The sequence below is a fragment of the Flavihumibacter petaseus NBRC 106054 genome (genome assembly GCF_000974785.1).
Lineage (GTDB): Bacteria > Bacteroidota > Bacteroidia > Chitinophagales > Chitinophagaceae > Flavihumibacter > Flavihumibacter petaseus.
On sequence record NZ_BBWV01000005.1, the window covers coordinates 68888 to 86597 of the forward strand.

Below are 17710 nucleotides of genomic sequence, written 5' to 3' on the forward strand. Positions count from 1 at the left end.
TATCTTTGCATCCGATGGTAAAAGGCCTCTCGAATTTCGTAACGTCAGCAGTGGATTTCTTTTATCCGCCATTCCGACGGATTTTGCCTGTCCAGACCTTCCGGTACCTGGCTTGCGGTGGCGCCAACACGTTGTTCGATATCCTGGTCTTCTTTTTCAGCCTGCATTTTATTGTTCAGAAGTCGATCTGGCATACCGGTCTTTTTGTCGGCGGCTACGAGATTGCTTTCCAGCCCCACACATTATCCGTTTTCATTGCGTTTCTGGTCAGCTTTCCAACCGGCTTTTTCCTCATGCGGACCGTCGTTTTCCATGATTCCGATCTCCGCGGCCGGGTGCAGTTGTTCCGCTACCTGGTACAGGTGCTGGTCTGCCTCGTGCTGAACGTGGTGCTGATCAAGCTCTTCGTCGAAGTGCTCGGATTCTACCCGACCATCTCGAAGATCCTGACCACGGTGCTCGTGGTGACATTCAGTTACCTGTCCCAACGTTATTTTACATTCCGCAAGAAGCTGGTGCCTGAAGTTGCTGCTTCCGAAGAAGCCGCCTGATTCCTTCCTACTGGCTGCATCCATCACACGTTGAATCCACGGTTATCTATACTACTTACTGATAATCAACCCCGTAAAACTCCAATCAACGACTCTCATTTTCGCTTTTTAGCGTGTGCAGACTACCCACGAATTACCATCCTTCTAATACCCATCCTATAGCCGTCCTACAGCCATCCTATAGCCGTCCCCCAGCAAAAGGGTGGTTTTGCTATAGGATCGCTGTAGGATTGCTGTAGGTCGGCTAATAGATGACTGCTGGAAAACCCGACTGTTAGTCAAATGGGCGAGATTGGAGCGGGAAGGGCGGGAGACTGGTGGGTTTTCCGGAATGGGGGTCACTTTTTCAATTTCGTGCCTCGCCCACTGTAGCTTTAGCGAAAGTGGGTAATTCATAAAATGCAGTGAAATGAGCCACCAGTCTGCATTTCAGATCCGTATCCGTAAAACGCGTTTTTTTAAAGGGTTTTCTCCGTGAGAATCTTTCCCGGTAATACCCTTTCACTCCAACGGACTATGTGTCTAATCAACCAAACCGAAGCCGTTCCGCCGATAGCGTCGCAATTACCAGCCTGGAGACCCTAACACCTTAGCCGTCTTAGATCCGATTAATATCCATTTGATTCACATACGGATATGAAACCCACCTACGCTACAGCTTCGGTGGGCAAAGCCCGCTACCAGAGCGGATTTTCCTCAATTTCATAAATTACCCTATTTCCGAAAAGCACCCTCCTTCGCTAAAGCTTCGGAGGGCAAAGCCCACACCTTCGCTAAAGCTACTGCCTGCGCTGAAGCTACTGCCTGCGCTGAAGCTTCGGCAGGCTAGTCGGCAGTCAAAGCCCGCCACTACCAGAACTGTGTCAGGTCAATCGCCCCCTTACCCCACGGATAAACTTCAAACCTCAAACCCAACCCACACCTTCGCTAAAGCTACTGCTTACGCTAATTCTTCAGCAGCCAAAGTCAGTGGGCAAAGCCAAACCTCAGACCGCAAACCCCAGACCTCAAACCATTCTCTCACAACGCACTTCGTATATAACTAATAGCCACGCAATTCTGTCACCGTCCACACCCTCAGCGTAAAATTTTGTCATCCTCTAAGTGAACTTTTTCCCTTTTCCCTGCCATCCTGCCATTTTTGCACCTTTTTCCTGCCTTGGCATATCTCTTGACGATTCATATAGACATTCATTCATAAAAGGAAAATCAATCATATGGGAAAGATCATCGGAATTGACCTGGGAACTACCAACAGTTGCGTGGCCGTAATGGAAGGAAATGAGCCTGTCGTTATTGCCAACGACGAAGGCCGTCGCACGACGCCTTCAGTGGTAGCATTCCTTAAAAACGGAGAACGTAAAGTGGGCGACCCGGCGAAACGCCAGGCCATCACCAACCCACACAATACCATCATGTCTGTCAAGCGCTTCATGGGCCGCAGATTTGATGAAGTGACAGAAGAAATCAGCCACTGGTCCTACAAAGTAGCCAAGGGCGACAACAATACCGTTCGTATCGACATCGACGGACGTCTCTACACCCCGCAGGAAATATCCGCGATGGTGCTGCAGAAAATGAAGAAGACCGCAGAAGATTACCTGGGACAGGAAGTAACTGAAGCGGTGATCACCGTTCCGGCCTACTTCAACGACGCACAACGCCAGGCCACCAAAGAAGCTGGTGAAATCGCCGGTCTCAATGTACGCCGGATCGTGAACGAACCCACCGCAGCCGCACTGGCTTACGGTCTCGACAAAAAGAACAAAGACCAGAAGATCGCCGTATTCGACCTCGGTGGCGGTACTTTCGATATCTCCATCCTCGAACTGGGTGATGGCGTATTCGAAGTGAAATCCACTAACGGTGATACCCACCTCGGTGGTGACGACTTCGATAAAGTGATCATGGACTGGCTGGCCGACGAATTCAAAAAAGAAGAAAACGTTGACCTGCGCAAAGACCCCATGGCCCTCCAGCGCCTGAAAGAAGCTTCAGAAAAAGCGAAAGTGGAACTGTCTTCTTCCAGCGAAACAGAAATCAACCTTCCCTATATCACCGCGATCGACGGCGTGCCCAAGCACCTCGTGAAAAAACTGACCCGCGCCAAATTCGAGCAGATCGCCGATAAACTGTTCGAGCGCTGCCTGAAGCCCTGTGAAGTGGCCCTGAAAGACGCCGGAATGAATGTTGGTCAGATCGACGAAGTGATCCTCGTGGGTGGTTCTACCCGGATCCCCAAAGTACAGGAACTGGTAGAGAAATTCTTCGGCAAGAAACCCAACCGCGGCGTTAACCCCGACGAAGTGGTAGCCGTAGGTGCTGCGATCCAGGGTGCCGTACTGACCGGTGAAGTGAAAGACGTCCTTTTGCTGGACGTTACCCCGCTGAGCCTGGGTATCGAAACCATGGGCGGTGTGATGACAAGACTCATCGATTCCAACACGACCATCCCGACCAAGAAGAGCGAAACCTTCTCCACCGCGAGCGACAACCAGCCCGGTGTGCAGATCCACGTACTGCAGGGCGAAAGGCCGATGGCTTCCCAGAACAAGAGCCTCGGTGTATTCAACCTGAACGATATCCCGCCCGCGCCCCGCGGCGTTCCGCAGATCGAAGTGATCTTCGATATCGATGCCAACGGCATCCTGCATGTAACGGCGAAGGACAAAGGAACCGGTAAAGAGCAGAAAATCCGGATCGAAGCCGGCTCTGGTCTCACCAAGGACGAGATCGAAAAAATGAAGGCAGAAGCCAAGGCCAACGAAGCAACCGATAAGGAAGCCAAAGAAAGGGTGGAGAAGATCAACCAGGCCGACAGCCTCATCTTCCAGACAGAAAAACAACTGAAGGAATTCGGTGACAAAGTTCCGGCCGACAAAAAAGCGCCCATCGAAGACGCCCTCACCAAACTCAAAGAAGCACACAAGAGCCAGGACCTGGCCGCTATCGATACCGCGGTGAACGAAATGAACGCCGCATGGACAGCCGCTTCCGAAGAGATCTACAAGGCACAGCAGGGTGGTGGAGCGCCTAACGATGGTGCACAAGCCCAGGGCGGACAAGGACAACAGTCAGGTACGGACGAAAACGTGACTGATGCTGAATTCGAAGAGGTAAAATAAACGTTTAGGAGTTTAGAAGTATAGGAGTTTAGAAGTTTGAAAGTTTAGAGGTTTATTAGTTTAGTAGTTAGCTGCGTTGCACAACTACACAGCTACCTTCAGCAAGGGGTAACTACTAAACAGAAAAAAGCTGCCTCCAGCAAAGGGCAACAACTAAACAACTATACAACCAAACAGTTAAACAAATAGAATAAAGGCGGCCCAGCAATGGGCCGCTTTTTCATACACCTCATTTTCCTGCCGCCTTTTTGTTTTTTTCCTTTACTTTTGGCCAAATTTTCTCGGCATGGAAAAAACACAGAAAAAGAATACCGGTATCTGGTGGCTCGGATTTTTCGTCTCTACTGCTGCACTCATCGCAGCGATCGTACTGCACTGGGAATACCTCACCATGATCATTCCCTTCGTTTGTACGAGCTTCGTAAAAGCCATGGATATTATCTGATCTGGTTTCAAGAATATTGCAAGAGCCCTCTGCCATCCGCCGGGGGCTTTTTTTATGGGTGTATAAAGGGTGTGTATCTAATACACAAATCATCTTATATTTATTTTAATTTCGCTTGCCAAATCATTGATCACGATGAAGATTCAATTCTATCTCCGTTTCCATACGAAATTCGGCCAGACCCTGCAGTTGATCAGTGAGCCTCCCATTACGGGAGATACTGCAGCGCCGCTCCAATTGACCTTTCTCAATAACGACTACTGGACAGCCGCCGTGGAAGTGGACGAAAAATCCATTCCGGGCTTTCACTATAAATACCAACTGACCGACACCGATGGCGCCATCCGGCAGGAAGGAGGCGACGACCGCCAGGTCACCTTCAAATCCCTGCCCAAAGGCGATCTCCAGCTCTTCGATACCTGGAACCACGCCGGCGAATTCGAAAACGCCTTCTATACCGCGCCCTTCCAGGACACCCTGCTGCCCGCGCACAAGCACAAAAAAGCCAAGGCTCCCAAACATCCGACCCATATCTTCCGCGTCAAAGCACCCCTCCTGGGCAAACACGAAGTGCTTTGCGTCAGCGGTGCCGGCAGCGCCCTCGGCGACTGGGACACGGACAAAGTGATCCCCCTGCACCTCGACGGCCACTGGTGGACCGTCAGCCTGGAGATCCCCCGCGAAGAGCTTCCGCTGCCCTATAAATACGGCATCTACAACACCGACGATAAATCCTTCACGAACTTTGAAGGCGGCGAAAACCGTTACCTCTTTGGCGGCAACGAAGGCAGCACCTCGCTGCTGCACGACGGCTTTGCCCAGCTGCCCAACAATACCTGGAAAGGCGCCGGCGTCGCGATCCCCGTCTTCAGTCTCCGCAGCAAGAACAGTCTCGGTGTAGGCGAATTCAGCGACCTGATGCTGCTGGCCGACTGGGCCAAAGCCACCGACCTCAAACTCATCCAGATCCTGCCCGTAAACGATACCACGGCCACGCATAGCTGGACCGACTCGTATCCCTATGCCGCGATTTCCGCCTTTGCCCTGCATCCCATTTACATCAACCTCGAAAAGGTTGCGGGCAAGAAACACGCAGACCTCGTGAAGCCGCTGGCCAAACAGAAGAAAGCACTTAACGAAAATCCCGTGCTCGATTACGAGCAGGTGATGACCCTGAAATGGTCCGTGCTGCGCGAACTCTTCCAGGCGATGGCCGGAGAGTGGAGCGAAGAACCGGAATTCCAGGAATTCTATACCAACAACAAACACTGGCTGGTACCTTATGCCGTGTTCTCTTACCTGCGCGACAAGAACAATACGTCCAATTTTACGCAGTGGAAACAGCATGCCACTTACGATGCTGCCGCGATCCAGAAATTCATCTCCCCGCGGCTGAAGCATCATGAAGAGATCCGTTTCCATTATTTCGTGCAATACCAGCTGCATAAGCAACTGAAGGAAGCGACCGCCCATGCGCACAAGCAGGGCGTGATCGTGAAAGGCGATATTCCCATCGGGATCTACCGTTACAGCTGCGATGCATGGGTGAACCCGGGTCTTTACAACATGGACATGCAGGCCGGTGCACCGCCGGATGCCTTTGCCGTAAAGGGACAGAACTGGGGCTTCCCGACCTACAACTGGGCGCGCATGCAGGAAGACGGGTACAGCTGGTGGAAGCAGCGCTTCGCGCAGATGAGCGAATACTTTGACGCTTTCCGGATCGATCATATCCTCGGCTTCTTCCGGATCTGGTCGATACCCACCACTGCCACCGAAGGCATTATGGGCCGCTTTGTGCCGGCCGTGCCCGTGCAGCGCAGTGAATTCGGCGAAAGGCATATCTGGTTTGATGCCACGCGCTATACCCGTCCCTTTATCACGGAACAGCTGCTGTCTGAAACCTTTGGCGATGCCGCGGCGCGGGTGAGCAGTCATTTCCTGGACAGCACGGGCTATGGCGAATTCACGTTCAAACCGAATTTCGATACGCAGCAGAAGATCAGCGAATGGTTCTCGACCATCAAGGCCGACGACCCCATCCTGGAATGGAAACAGGGCCTGCTTGACCTGATGGCGAACGTGATCCTCTTTGAAGTGGCTGGCTCCGACGGACAACAATTTCATTTCCGTTTCGGGATAGAAGATACCAGCAGTTTCCAGGCACTCGAGCACAATACGCAACAGGCGCTGAAGGACCTCTACGTCGATTATTTCTTCCGCAGGCAGGACCAGCAATGGCAGAAGGATGCGATGCAGAAACTGCCTGCCCTGAAAGCCTCCACCAACATGCTGATCTGTGGTGAAGACCTCGGTCTCGTACCGCATTGTGTACCCGAAGTGATGGAACAGACCGGCATCCTGCGCCTGGAGATCCAGCGGATGCCCAAGGATCCGTCGCAGACCTTTTTCCATCCCGCCTCGGCACCTTACCTGAGCGTGGTGACACCGAGCACGCACGACATGAGCACGATCCGTGGCTGGTGGGAAGAAGATCCGCAAAGCATCCAGCAGTTTTACAATACGGAGCTCAGCCAGTGGGGACAAGCCCCGGCTACCTGTGAGCCGTGGCTGAACAAGGCCATTGTGCTGCAGCATTTGCATTCCCCCGCGATGTGGGCGATCTTCCAGTTGCAGGATCTTTTCGGCAGTGACGGCGACCTGCGGGTAGCGGATCCTGCGACCGAGCGCATCAACGTGCCGGCCGTGGCCAAGCATTACTGGCAGTACCGGATGCACCTGACCCTGGAGGCGCTCCTGAAAGAGAAGCATTTTAACCACGATCTGAAAGAACATATTAAGGCAGCCGGACGATGACTGTTTCCCATTTCATAGCGGACCTGCCCTTCGTGTATCCCTTTACGATCTCGAAAGGCACCAAGACGCACCAGCCGACCTTCGTGGTGGCGCTCGAATTCAATGGCCGCACGGGCTATGGCGAGGCGCCTGCCATATCGTACTACAATATCCCCGTAGAGCAGATGGCCGCCGACCTCGCCGCCAAGCGCGTATTCGTGGAGAAATTCGCCTTCACGACACCCGACCGGTACTGGCATTACCTGCACCACCTGTTTCCCACGAACGGCTTCCTCGTAGCCGCCCTCGACATCGCCTGCTGGGACATGTACGGCAAGCTGCGCCGCAAGCCGCTGTACCAGCTGTTTAACGCCGAGCCAGCCAACCAGGCCAACCAAACTAATCCCTCCAGCCAGGCTGGTTTAACATTCACCTCAGTAGCCAGTTCAAGTGCTGCTGCTACCGCTACACCGCTCGACACCACGCGCATGCCGCTGACCGATTACACCATCGGGATCGACAGCATCGAAACAATGGTGGCCAAGATGAACGCTCAACCCTGGCCGATCTATAAGATCAAACTCGGCACCGATCGCGATATCGAAATCATGAAGGCCCTGCGCGAGCATACCGACAAGCCCTTTCGTATAGACGCCAACGCGGCCTGGACCAAAGAAGAAGCCCTCACCAAGATCGAAGCCTTCGCAGGCATGGGAGTGGAGTTCATTGAGCAGCCCCTCGCCAAAGACGATTGGGAAGGAATGGAATGGCTATACGCCCGCTCGCCCTTGCCATTGATCGCCGACGAAAGCTGTGTATTTGAAAAGGATGTACAACGTTGTGCAGGAAAATTCCACGGCATCAACATCAAGCTGACCAAGTGCACCGGTATTACACCTGCATTGCGCATGATCACCGAGGCCCGCAGGCTCGGCTTGTCCGTCATGCTGGGTTGCATGAACGAAAGCACCATCGGCTCCGCCGCTCTCGCCCACCTGGCGCCCCTTGCCGACTATCTCGACGCTGACGGCCCTCTCTTGTTGAAAGACGATCTCGCCACCGGATTGGTATATGACTATGGCCGCATTGCTCTCCCCGAAGGCCCAGGTTTAGGCATAGAACTGACCACGCCAAAGCCTGGTATTGTCCGTGAATAAACGAACTCACAACCGACTTCGACCTACTCTATAGCGTACCGTATTTTTCCGAAATTTTTATATATTTGATCCCCTTCCATCCATCGGGATGTAGCGCAGCCCGGTAGCGCGCTTCGTTCGGGACGAAGAGGCCGCTGGTTCGAATCCAGTCATCCCGACAAAATTTAAAAATCCGCTTTACAGCGGATTTTTTGTTTTTATCAATCAATAATTTGATAGTTGAAAATGGACCTTAAAGAACGTCTTATCCAAGTTACATGTACGTTTCTCTCGTGTAGATTTTCTATCTCTGAGATCAATAATATAGGTCGTGCGGCAATGGATGCCAAACTTAGAGAAACAGCAACTGGCTATACATTTTGGAACTACTCTTATAGTTTGCAATATGTTTTTGTTATGGATTTCTGCAAATTAACTGAGGACTACCAACCAATGAAACCTCATGAGAATATAGCTTCATTAAGAGCATTGTCAAAAGAATTTTTTAAAGCATATCCTAACCATCCCAAACTCAACCAAATTAATGGGATGATAAAAACTTTACAAACTACAAGTTTTTCAAAGCAGATAAGAACACTTAGAAAAAAAAGATATGGTCATATGGATGGACTATCCGGATATACCGCTTCAAAAATGGTGACATTTAATTTTGACGAAATTGATAAAGCTATAGAACATCTTAGAATGATAGGGCTGATCATTGAGGAAATTCATCTTCAGGTGATTGGTGGTTCATTGGCAGACATCGATGTCCCCTCGGATGAAGATCGAACCTTTAACTTTATAAAATATCATACTGAGTATCAAGAAGAACATATGCGGAATCTATTTCCACCAAAATTTAGCAAAGCTGAATTGATTGACTTTTTAAAATCAGCAGGGATTTTCAATTTTCGAGAAATCGAAAAAGGTGCAAAAATAAAAGCAGGCGAATTGACAGATGCGATTGCTAATAATGTAACGATGACGAACGAAGCCACCGCAAAGGTTATTTCCTTCTTGACTAAAAAACAGATTGTCAAATCTAAAAATACGCAATTGACTAACACAACTTAATCGTGTACAGTACTAGCGGAAATACTTTGGTTTGTTATGCACAATATTGGAGGAATTACAAATCCAGATAAGTTAGTTGAAAAGAAAGTTAACTATTTCCTGGACAAACTCGTGGAGTTTACGTTGTATGCCGGCACACAGAAACTACTTGAAATTGAAAGCCCACCCTCGTTGGTCGGTAAGATCATTTTTCAGATTGAATGCAACACGGCACACAAAATCGGCTATTTGGACTACTATTTTTCTAACATATTCTTCTTAAAAAAGGATTACTGGACCAAATACGAAGCATTCAATGAGGTGATCAAATCAGTTGAAGCATACAGGTTGTTGGGAAAAGGGAAAAAGGATGAAAAATGCGTCATAGTTGAGAATAGAGAATTTATTATCCAATTGAAAGAATTAGAAGCGAAATTGAAAGCAAACATGGTCGACGATCTGATATTCGCAGTTTGCAATAATTCACTTTGTGACCATGAATTATATGATCCTATACCTGATGGAATTGGAAATCATGCAGAAAGCTTTGCTGCGGCAGCTACAATGCTCGGATCGGAGTTTTTGTTTCGCGGTTATGGTCTTTCTGAAATTGATGATATAATAGGAAATGTTTTTAGTAGAGATATTAATAAATTTCCATTTTCTCCTGACATTGAAACAGAATCAGACAAGCGTACATTTATGAAAACCCGCAGTTTAAGGCAACAGTTGATGGGATTCGCAAATGTATTTAAAGTAGAGCCATCTACCGGTATTGCATTTATCAGGGTTTACGGCGGTATTTTCCCGGACGACTTTGTTTTCAAATATAACAAAGTGAGATTTCTTGGAAAATCTCATCCAGACATTCTGGAGTTAGCAAAGAAAGATAAGGATTCAGATTGGTATAATTTTTTCAGCGATGACAACTTTATTTTGGCTGAAACTTCAGTTACATGGGTCTCAAAACAATCACTGTTTAGGACTATGTTGCATATAATTCAAAATGAATTGGGGTTTTTATCTGCCAAACTTGGAAGAATTCTGGTCGCCGACAACTCTAACAACATTTTAGTATTGAATAATGACCGAAGTTTTCTAGGTAAACACTGGGCATTACAAGACTATGGTTCAAAATTTGAATGGCGATTAATAGAAGATCTTAAAGACAATGCATTCGAAGCGCTTAGGAACTGCGATGGGGCGGCAAAAACTTGGTTTCTCGGATTTGAACACTTATTTGTAGAAGCTCATAAAGACAGATCAGTTGCTGACTATTGGATCTATTTGGAAATATTGTTATCGGGTAATGAGAGAAATGGGAAACGCGTTAGAGAGATTTTTTCATCACTCCTTATTCTGACCGAACGAAAGACCAGTAAAAAAAGGGTTCTGATTCGTCTTATGAACTTTTTAAATTCAAATGAGACTTTAACATTAGTTTCAACTGAGCGAAGGAGAGAAGTTCAAAAAGAACTACTAAACGGAATAATCCCTTTAGAGTTCATCAATGTGGATTATCCATATATTAAAGAGTTAATGACCGAGTTCAACAGCGAATTGACAGTAAAGGACTATGTCAAAGCGCGAGAGTATTATAACGGAATTGCCCTAGAAACTTATGAATATAGAAATTTTGCAATGCACAGCGGCGTTTCGCATAGAGCGGCGAACATTAAGCTTATTAATACTCTTTCATCTTTGGTTGTGCGTTTTAGGCAATCCATTTTTGAAGCCATCCATAAAAAGGGAAGTGAAATTAGCTTTCAGGAACTGATCGAAGAGTTGGTGAAGAAAGGGGAAGCAATGACCAAGCAGGAGTAAATGATTATTAGTGATCGAAATGCAGGAAGATCAATCCGACAACCGCAACAACCTAAACCAGGTAGGTAAGTGTGCGCCGAAACTGCCGCAAAAGAAACTTCTGGATGAGTCAAAATCATCAAGACAATTTTAACCGGGGTGGGTCAACATACAGTAATGGTGGGTAAACATGGTCGCGAACTAGACAACTCGCTGATCTCAAAAAAGAGCGACCACCATCAAGGACCTTCCGTAGTCAAGGAACCCAGGACTCATTATAACGTGTGTTTATGATTAGAGTGCATCTTTTATATAGAAAACCCAGTCCCGAATCCAGTTCTGTATGCGAAAAAGGACTCCCATACTACTGTTTGGCACTATTCGCAAAACCAGGTTCTCTTTTAGCGCAAAGATCATTACCCTCCATTTTTCATTGCCAAACCACAATTGATACCTGTTTCCATCAATTTTAGAGATGACGGCACCTGTCTCTTTGAACAGAAATACGATTTCAGAAATTAAGGATGGGCCTGCATCGGAAGATTTGATTTCCTCCAAGGGCTTAAGGAGTGTTGAATAGCTATCCGCGAAAAGGGGGTTTATTAACAGGTATACCTCTTCGATTTCGGTAACCCCAATAACGATATCTATGATAGAAAACTTTCTATATCCGGTTGAGAATTTGGCTTTGTAAAATGCCAAACCAGTAAACTTTTGAAGTTCCGGACAGTCCAGTTTCACTATTTCAAACTTCTTTTGGAATGCAAGTTGTCCTTCAATCCGTTCCCCGGTCCATGGAAATTTCTCAGATAATATGGAGGCTAATCCAGTCATAAATAACTTAATACCAGTTACACAGCAAGCGGCATTTCACCATATGTCCTGCCATTCAGCTCCCGGCCGGCTGACTTCTTCCTTTTACCACCCCATTGTTTGAAAAAGAATGGTGTATTGGTAAGTTCACATTGCTCCTGGATATCAAGTACCCACTCCGGCTTCATTGGACGGGCTTTAGGGCCACTTTCGCCGCCTACTATGACCCAGTCAATATTAGTTAAGTCCAGGCTGGGGAGGGGTCCGATCAGCGGTTCAAGCGAAAGAAACTTCACCCGGGCATTGGTCTGCGTAAGACAATCAATCCGGCTGATTACCTTTTCGTTTTCTACAGAAACACCCATCCAGATATTATGTGTCCACTTCAGTTCAGTATGAAGTTCCAATAACCGGTCGGCTCTTTTTGTCAACACCTGGAAAACATGCTGGAGGTTATCATTCATCACCCGAAAAACCTTTTGAACAAATTCCAGCGGGATTTCCCTGTGGAAGAGGTCACTCATGGAATTGACAAAAACGGTTTTTGCTTGCTTCCAGGTATAGGGGACTCCTAACGCATCTTCATGAGTTCTCACCTCAAAATTGTCCTTATACTTCTCAACTCCCATTGCCTGCAGTCGCCTGGACATGATTTCAGCATAACAATATTTGCATCCCGCAGAAATCTTGTCACAACCGGTTGTCGGATTCCAGGTCATTTCGGTCCATTCTTTTGATTGGGCCATCTATTATTGTTGATTACGCTTATTAATGTTTTTGCAGATTTTTCTATCGCTTGATCCTTTTTGTAAGTTATTGGTTCCTCTCCAAACAAGGTGTTTATAATCGTTTCTCCACAGAAGTATTTTAAAGTTTCGTCTTTTCTCATTCCCAGGAATAGCTCCAATTCTATTACCCACGCTTCGGACATCCCGGAGCCCTTAATGTACAGCCGTATTATACGCATTCAGGCAGACACCAGGATTAGGGCATCCACGGGATGTTTATGTAATAAAATGGCGGTATTCACTTGCAGGATCTTCCCTTTTACTCCGAACAACTTTAAACATCGTGCTTAATCAGACTATCGGAGTTTTCCAATTTCCATATCCAGTGAATCATATACCCAGTCAAGGTCCCGAAAAATCCGGTCCAGGGAAGTAGCCCTCGATCTAGCAGAATCCAGCCGTAATTGGGACTGAGGATCCCGAATATTTTTAATCGAATCTTTCACGAGGCTATCCAGCCTGCTTTTTGCAGCATCCAAACGTGATTCGACCTGTAGTCTCAGTTCCTTGACATCTTGCAGATCATCGCTAAGCTCATCAATTTGGTCCTGGTTTGAACTGCAAGCTGAAATAATCATTAGAATCAGGAATAGTGGCAGGAGACGCATTGCGAATTAATTAGATTACTGGTAATAGTCCTCACGACAGCATTTCTGCTATTCTTCCCCGCCGTTTTTCCATAACTCCTGATAAGCCATGGAACGATCGGGTGTAGATTTTAAGCGTGCCGTTGATTTCAAAGTCTAACACGCCCCACTGGATTTCGCCAACACCCACATGATATTTTGTCCTGCTGATTTTCCACATGGCTGTACCGGTCTCCCGGATCAGGTAGAGGATCTCTGAAAGAACGGCATCGTCTACACCGGCAGCGTCAATTTTTGCAAACTCCCCAATGAGGGTACAATACCAATCGGAAAAAAGCGGGTTTGTCAATATAAATACCTGGCTGTCTTCGCTAACCCCAACTATAGCGGGAATGAAAGGCGCATTCCTAAAGCCGGTAAAAAATTTGGCTTTTAAGTATGAAAGTTGGGTCAGTTTCTGAAGTTCCGGACACTCGTCACTAATATCATCATAACTACCTAGGAAAACAAGTTGCCCTTTTACCGGTACTTCCGGCTCCGGGAATTTTTCTGTCAGAAGAATTTCAAAATCTTTCATAACGTAGTTAAGGTGACAATAGGGTTGATTGATGTCCATTGGAAAAATATGCATTTTTGCTTTTTCCACCTACTGTTTTCGTACGCTTCCGGCAGAAGGTATTTCTACCGATTGCCGTATCCGTATATATACGGATTGGAAACGGTCCAGGCGACTGACGGCCGAAATGTCACCAACGTTTTCTACATTGTAGTAACAAACCCCGAACAGAACCTATAACCATGCGGCCTTCCAGGGCATTTCAACTATCCAAAAATGCAAGAACAAGAATTTAAGGCCCTGCTGGCTTTGGCGACAGACGAATCCAGGCGATTTGCGACTGAATACATAAAAAACGACCTGCCGGCAAGAAACGTTTATTGTATCATATTGAGCCTTTCAAATGATAATCCTTCGTTGACCCAGTTTGACCTGTATCTCGAGGATGCCGGGAAAATAGTAAAATATGCCAATGCGGACACTGTCGTTAAAACCCTGCTTCGCAAAGGAAAAGTTCCGGTATGGATCGACATTTCTGTTTCAGCTGTACGAAACCGAAAGACAGTTATCAGTTTGTTGTGTTCCGGCAGATGCTCTGACGACCCAAAAGAATTTTATTATCAGCAGGGAGGCACCGGTCCTTTCGGCATCAAAAGCCCCGCCTTTCCATTGGATTACAAGGAAGGCCAAAAATTCTGGCTACCGGAAAAGGACCGTTTTTTGACTCTAAATTGGGCTAAAATTTTCGGGAAAATCAATTGATCAAGCCGAAATGCAAATAACAATTATTGAAATATTGCCGCAGATTGGCAAAAAGGGAAAGCCGCTGTCGGACGGAGAACTCGTGTCTTTTGAAAAAAGTAGCGGAGTTTGTATTCCGGAAGATTTGAAGGAGTATTTCAATTATCTGGGCCAAAGCCAGATGACTTATAACGACGAATTGTATCAATTCAGAACATTAAAGAATTTTGAAACCGTCAATAAAAACCTGGTGAATTTTAGAGGTTTGCCGGACTTTGGGAACTTGTTCTATACGCTGCCATCGTATAAAAATTGCTTTGTGATAGCGGATTACATGTTCCACATGTTTGCCTATCTGATTCGTTTATATCCGGAGCCAACGGATCACAACGAAATCTATATAGTTTGCGGAGACAGGCATCAAATAATTGCTAACTCCTTTACAGAGTTCTTGAGATTATACGATATCAATTCAGTTACGATGATGTTTAGCGAATAGCCAACGCTGTAATCTGTAGTCGAAGATTGTACTATTGTTGTAAATTTTACCACAAATTAGACCTGTAAAATCTGTTCCGTTCAGCTTCATAGTTGGGCTTAATATCTTCAGGAATCAATTCCCAGATGTGATCGGGGATACCTTGCCTGCCTTTCTCTGACAGTTTTTGTTCTTTGCTCCAGGTGGTGATGTAATCCCAATAAACCAAGAAGAAGCCGCCCTCATGCACAAACTTCATCCAACCTTCACCTACCAGGCTGTCGTTTTCATCAAACACAGCGATACCAGAAAAGTTCTCTACTGTTGACTGCAGGAATTTGGTGTCATGACCTTCAATACAACTTTCTGACCAGTCAAACTTCAGGTTAAGCTTATCTACATAGAACTTCAAATCCGCAGACAGATGTCGCTCAACCAGCTTCCTCAACTCTGGGCTCATACAACTGGATAGTCCGAAGCCATTGTAATTGGGTGGCTGTAACATATTTAAAAGGCTGAAATTCTAAGTTACGCGTTTGACCTTTTGAAAATCACAAACTTTTTTTGTATTCTAATTCACCTTCATCAGAACTCCCAAAATGATAGCAATGCCATAGGCTAACAGAAATGCAATAACGCTAACTCCCGACAAAACCATTTTTCCTCAACGGGAGCTCGGAAGGAAAGGGGAATTTCTACCGACCCCCCATTCCGTATTTATACGGAACGGATAGCTATATACGAATCGTTTTTCAAACAAACCGGCAGAAACGGGAACATTTTCCTTTTGGCAAAATTTAGGTGAAAACACTTGCCGGACTGCCTTTTGCTTTTTAGTTTAAATGCGTTCTAACGTGTTTATACAGATTTCGCATACACGCATTGGCAAGCTGGATCTACATGCTGTTTATGAAAAAGATCAGCCAGAAGGGCCGCTCACGCTGCTCGGCTATTACCTTGCACGCCAGTTTCACGGCAGCATCAGGGCCGCTGTATTTGATGCCCGGGATACGCCACTATTCCTGTTTGATTTTAACCTGAAACCAGAAGTTGAACTGGCCGTCGCCCATGGGGAAGGGGTGAAAAAATTACTCCTGGTGACACATGGTTCCCTGCTCCTGGTGCCCAGGGAGGGGGAAAAGCTTTTCCTCCAGAAGAATACAATGGCTGTTTTCTGTGGTAGCGACTATAGCGTCGAACTTGCTGAATCCACAAGGGTTCAATATTGCGTTTTAGATATCGCGCCGTTCGAACAACGGCTGGCAATCAGCGACCTCACGGGTGGTCGCTATGTGGCCAGTCTTCCCGTACAAGTGCAACTGGGAGAGATCATGAATCCCCCTGCTCTAGTCGATCAGCCGGAGCGCTGGCTCTCCAACCGGATCTCCCAGTTGTTACTGGCTTTGGATGAAAGCATTGCGGTCGACAGGACGCAGGCCGGTCAGAAAAGCAACAAGCGCGATTATGCAGTTGCGGCTGCGTTGCTGATCCGTACCAACCCTGATAAAAAGTTTTCTACAGTTCAATTGGCCAAAGCGGTTAATCTTAATGAATGCGCCCTGAAAAAGGCCTTCAAAAAGGAACACAATACCAGTATCGCCTCCATCCAACGGAAACAGCGGGTAGAAATGACGAAGGACATGATGTTGCAAACGGACAAAACGCTCCTGGCCATCGCCATGGAATGTGGCTTTGGCTCGGAAAGGACCTTCCGCGATAACTTTTTTCAATTCACCGGTTATTCCCCCAAATTCTGGAGGAAAAAAAATAAAGTAGTATGAATACGCTAAAAGCACAGATTGAAGCCGTAGCCGTGTTTGCGGATCTTCATCCCAGGGCGGCACTTCTGCTGCAGAATTTTTTCCTGGAGCTGACCACGGAAGCAGAAGAGGAGGAATTGTCCGCCTGGACACATGAGAATGTTGCCAATGAGAAACTATTTGACCTGTTTGTGGAGCTCAACGCAGAAGGGCCGGGCGCTATAACGCCGCATTTGCTGGCGAAACTGAAAAAGAAAGCACCGCTGCCAAAGAAGCGGCGGCGCATCCGCAAGATCATCCTCTGGACATTAGGATCGATGCTCGCATTGCTTATTGCCGATTTCTTTATTCCTATTCATCCTTTGACCTGGCTGGTAAGAGGGAAGAAACCGCCGGAAGGGAACGACCAGACAGCAGTAGTATGGGCAGAAAAGGAAACAAAGATCTTCTGGCTATCCGACAGCACCCGGGTGGAACTGTATCCGAATTCAACGCTGACCTATCGGGATCCATTTTTCTGGAAACGTACGGTAGTGCTGAAAGGAAGCGCGAGATTCCACATCAGGTATGATGTCATGGGGAACCTGTTTGTAGATGCCGGGCTGGTGAAGACAGAAAGCGGCCCGGGTAACCTGCTGGTCATCACGGACAGCACAGGCAAAGTGAGTGTGTCAAAACCTGGAAATTAACGCATCATCCTTATTAAACCTTAGCAATATGGACAATCTTAACCTGTTGTTGCCCGGCCCCACTGGCCATGACTTCGTACCGGTATCGGCTGTACAATACATTCAGTCAAACAAAAAACAATGCCTGGTCGTCACCACTTCCGGCGAATATACCGTCTACAAAAGTATGCGCCTGATTGCAAGCCAGTTGCCGGAAGATCAGTTCGTTCGCATTCATAAGCGGTATATCGTTTCCCTCCGGCATGTCATTACCTTGGGAAAGGCTGGTTTGTTTATTTGCGGCAAAAACCTGCCTTTATCAAGGTGGGGCCGAAGCGAGCTGAAGCGCCTTTCTATCACTTTTAGAAAGTCCCGGGATATTGTAAGTCCTGGTCAATAAACGAAAA

Annotated in this window: 16 protein-coding genes and 1 tRNA gene; 13 read left to right on the top strand and 4 right to left on the bottom strand. The window is 47.1% G+C overall.

Translation table 11 applies throughout. The features are described from left to right. Nucleotides 1-14 precede the first annotated feature (14 nt). The 8 genes from FPE01S_RS22555 (at nucleotide 15) to FPE01S_RS22585 (ending at nucleotide 10933) form a co-directional block, all read left to right on the top strand. On the top strand, nucleotides 15-551 hold the full coding sequence (locus FPE01S_RS22555; protein WP_046371388.1) for a GtrA family protein: 537 nt from the start codon (nucleotides 15-17) through the stop codon (nucleotides 549-551). Nucleotides 552-1768: 1217 nt separating this feature from the next. Next, nucleotides 1769-3676 (top strand): molecular chaperone DnaK, encoded by a 1908-nt coding sequence (gene dnaK / locus FPE01S_RS22560; protein WP_046371389.1) that lies wholly within the window; start codon nucleotides 1769-1771, stop codon nucleotides 3674-3676. Between the two features lie 286 nt (nucleotides 3677-3962). Then, nucleotides 3963-4121 (top strand): hypothetical protein, encoded by a 159-nt coding sequence (locus tag FPE01S_RS26035; protein WP_169749216.1) that lies wholly within the window; start codon nucleotides 3963-3965, stop codon nucleotides 4119-4121. 135 nt (nucleotides 4122-4256) lie between these two features. After that, entirely contained in the window at nucleotides 4257-6938 is a 2682-nt protein-coding gene (locus tag FPE01S_RS22565) for a 4-alpha-glucanotransferase (protein WP_046371390.1), read from the top strand. Further along, nucleotides 6935-8074, top strand: a complete 1140-nt coding sequence (locus FPE01S_RS26165) for a dipeptide epimerase (RefSeq protein WP_046371391.1) — start codon at nucleotides 6935-6937, stop codon at nucleotides 8072-8074. The genes FPE01S_RS22565 and FPE01S_RS26165 overlap by 4 nt, the downstream gene beginning before the upstream one ends. An 84-nt stretch (nucleotides 8075-8158) precedes the next feature. Continuing rightward, nucleotides 8159-8232 (top strand) — tRNA-Pro (locus FPE01S_RS22575). 67 nt (nucleotides 8233-8299) lie between these two features. Further along, a complete protein-coding gene (locus FPE01S_RS22580) occupies nucleotides 8300-9130 on the top strand; it encodes a hypothetical protein (RefSeq protein ID WP_046371392.1) in 831 nt (276 codons plus the stop codon). A 36-nt stretch (nucleotides 9131-9166) separates the two neighbouring features. Continuing rightward, nucleotides 9167-10933, top strand: a complete 1767-nt coding sequence (locus FPE01S_RS22585; protein WP_046371393.1) for a hypothetical protein — start codon at nucleotides 9167-9169, stop codon at nucleotides 10931-10933. Nucleotides 10934-11206: 273 nt separating this feature from the next. Here FPE01S_RS22585 and FPE01S_RS22590 read toward each other — a convergent pair whose 3' ends face one another. The 3 genes from FPE01S_RS22590 to FPE01S_RS22610 form a co-directional block, all read right to left on the bottom strand. Beyond that, nucleotides 11207-11746, bottom strand: coding sequence for a hypothetical protein (locus tag FPE01S_RS22590; RefSeq protein ID WP_046371394.1), 540 nt, complete (start codon nucleotides 11744-11746; stop codon nucleotides 11207-11209). 17 nt (nucleotides 11747-11763) lie between these two features. Next, complete coding sequence (locus FPE01S_RS22595; protein ID WP_046371395.1) at nucleotides 11764-12471, bottom strand: DUF5131 family protein; 708 nt, start codon at nucleotides 12469-12471, stop codon at nucleotides 11764-11766. Between the two features lie 681 nt (nucleotides 12472-13152). Continuing rightward, nucleotides 13153-13746, bottom strand: a complete 594-nt coding sequence (locus FPE01S_RS22610) for a hypothetical protein (RefSeq protein WP_157474135.1) — start codon at nucleotides 13744-13746, stop codon at nucleotides 13153-13155. Between the two features lie 186 nt (nucleotides 13747-13932). Here FPE01S_RS22610 and FPE01S_RS22615 point away from each other — a divergent pair, with 186 nt between their 5' ends. Together FPE01S_RS22615 and FPE01S_RS22620 are read left to right on the top strand one after the other, a co-directional pair. After that, the gene (locus tag FPE01S_RS22615) at nucleotides 13933-14418 is read left to right on the top strand and encodes a hypothetical protein (protein ID WP_046371399.1); all 486 of its coding nucleotides are present in this window, start codon (nucleotides 13933-13935) and stop codon (nucleotides 14416-14418) included. Between the two features lie 10 nt (nucleotides 14419-14428). Continuing rightward, nucleotides 14429-14896, top strand: a complete 468-nt coding sequence (locus FPE01S_RS22620; protein WP_046371400.1) for an SMI1/KNR4 family protein — start codon at nucleotides 14429-14431, stop codon at nucleotides 14894-14896. Nucleotides 14897-14942: 46 nt separating this feature from the next. Here FPE01S_RS22620 and FPE01S_RS22625 read toward each other — a convergent pair whose 3' ends face one another. Next, nucleotides 14943-15335, bottom strand: a complete 393-nt coding sequence (locus tag FPE01S_RS22625; RefSeq protein WP_157474136.1) for a hypothetical protein — start codon at nucleotides 15333-15335, stop codon at nucleotides 14943-14945. Nucleotides 15336-15729: 394 nt separating this feature from the next. Between FPE01S_RS22625 and FPE01S_RS22630 the strand changes: the two genes are divergently transcribed. Genes FPE01S_RS22630 through FPE01S_RS22640 form a run of 3 tightly spaced genes read left to right on the top strand, consistent with a single transcriptional unit; the run spans nucleotide 15730 to nucleotide 17703 of the window. Beyond that, nucleotides 15730-16656, top strand: coding sequence for a helix-turn-helix domain-containing protein (locus FPE01S_RS22630; protein WP_169749217.1), 927 nt, complete (start codon nucleotides 15730-15732; stop codon nucleotides 16654-16656). After that, nucleotides 16653-17324, top strand: a complete 672-nt coding sequence (locus FPE01S_RS22635; protein WP_046371403.1) for a hypothetical protein — start codon at nucleotides 16653-16655, stop codon at nucleotides 17322-17324. The genes FPE01S_RS22630 and FPE01S_RS22635 overlap by 4 nt, the downstream gene beginning before the upstream one ends. 28 nt (nucleotides 17325-17352) lie before the next feature. Next, nucleotides 17353-17703 (top strand): LytR/AlgR family response regulator transcription factor, encoded by a 351-nt coding sequence (locus FPE01S_RS22640; protein ID WP_046371404.1) that lies wholly within the window; start codon nucleotides 17353-17355, stop codon nucleotides 17701-17703. The last annotated feature ends 7 nt before the right edge of the window (nucleotides 17704-17710 follow it).

What these genes read in the sequence shown, in the direction of transcription:
- FPE01S_RS22555 (WP_046371388.1), top strand. Translation starts at nt 15, where the DNA reads ATGGTAAAAGGCCTCTCGAATTTCGTAACGTCAGCAGTGGATTTCTTT.
- dnaK (WP_046371389.1), top strand. Translation starts at nt 1,769, where the DNA reads ATGGGAAAGATCATCGGAATTGACCTGGGAACTACCAACAGTTGCGTG.
- FPE01S_RS26035 (WP_169749216.1), top strand. Translation starts at nt 3,963, where the DNA reads ATGGAAAAAACACAGAAAAAGAATACCGGTATCTGGTGGCTCGGATTT.
- FPE01S_RS22565 (WP_046371390.1), top strand. Translation starts at nt 4,257, where the DNA reads ATGAAGATTCAATTCTATCTCCGTTTCCATACGAAATTCGGCCAGACC.
- FPE01S_RS26165 (WP_046371391.1), top strand. Translation starts at nt 6,935, where the DNA reads ATGACTGTTTCCCATTTCATAGCGGACCTGCCCTTCGTGTATCCCTTT.
- FPE01S_RS22580 (WP_046371392.1), top strand. Translation starts at nt 8,300, where the DNA reads ATGGACCTTAAAGAACGTCTTATCCAAGTTACATGTACGTTTCTCTCG.
- FPE01S_RS22585 (WP_046371393.1), top strand. Translation starts at nt 9,167, where the DNA reads ATGCACAATATTGGAGGAATTACAAATCCAGATAAGTTAGTTGAAAAG.
- FPE01S_RS22590 (WP_046371394.1), bottom strand. Translation starts at nt 11,746, where the DNA reads ATGACTGGATTAGCCTCCATATTATCTGAGAAATTTCCATGGACCGGG.
- FPE01S_RS22595 (WP_046371395.1), bottom strand. Translation starts at nt 12,471, where the DNA reads ATGGCCCAATCAAAAGAATGGACCGAAATGACCTGGAATCCGACAACC.
- FPE01S_RS22615 (WP_046371399.1), top strand. Translation starts at nt 13,933, where the DNA reads ATGCAAGAACAAGAATTTAAGGCCCTGCTGGCTTTGGCGACAGACGAA.
- FPE01S_RS22620 (WP_046371400.1), top strand. Translation starts at nt 14,429, where the DNA reads ATGCAAATAACAATTATTGAAATATTGCCGCAGATTGGCAAAAAGGGA.
- FPE01S_RS22625 (WP_157474136.1), bottom strand. Translation starts at nt 15,335, where the DNA reads ATGAGCCCAGAGTTGAGGAAGCTGGTTGAGCGACATCTGTCTGCGGAT.
- FPE01S_RS22635 (WP_046371403.1), top strand. Translation starts at nt 16,653, where the DNA reads ATGAATACGCTAAAAGCACAGATTGAAGCCGTAGCCGTGTTTGCGGAT.
- FPE01S_RS22640 (WP_046371404.1), top strand. Translation starts at nt 17,353, where the DNA reads ATGGACAATCTTAACCTGTTGTTGCCCGGCCCCACTGGCCATGACTTC.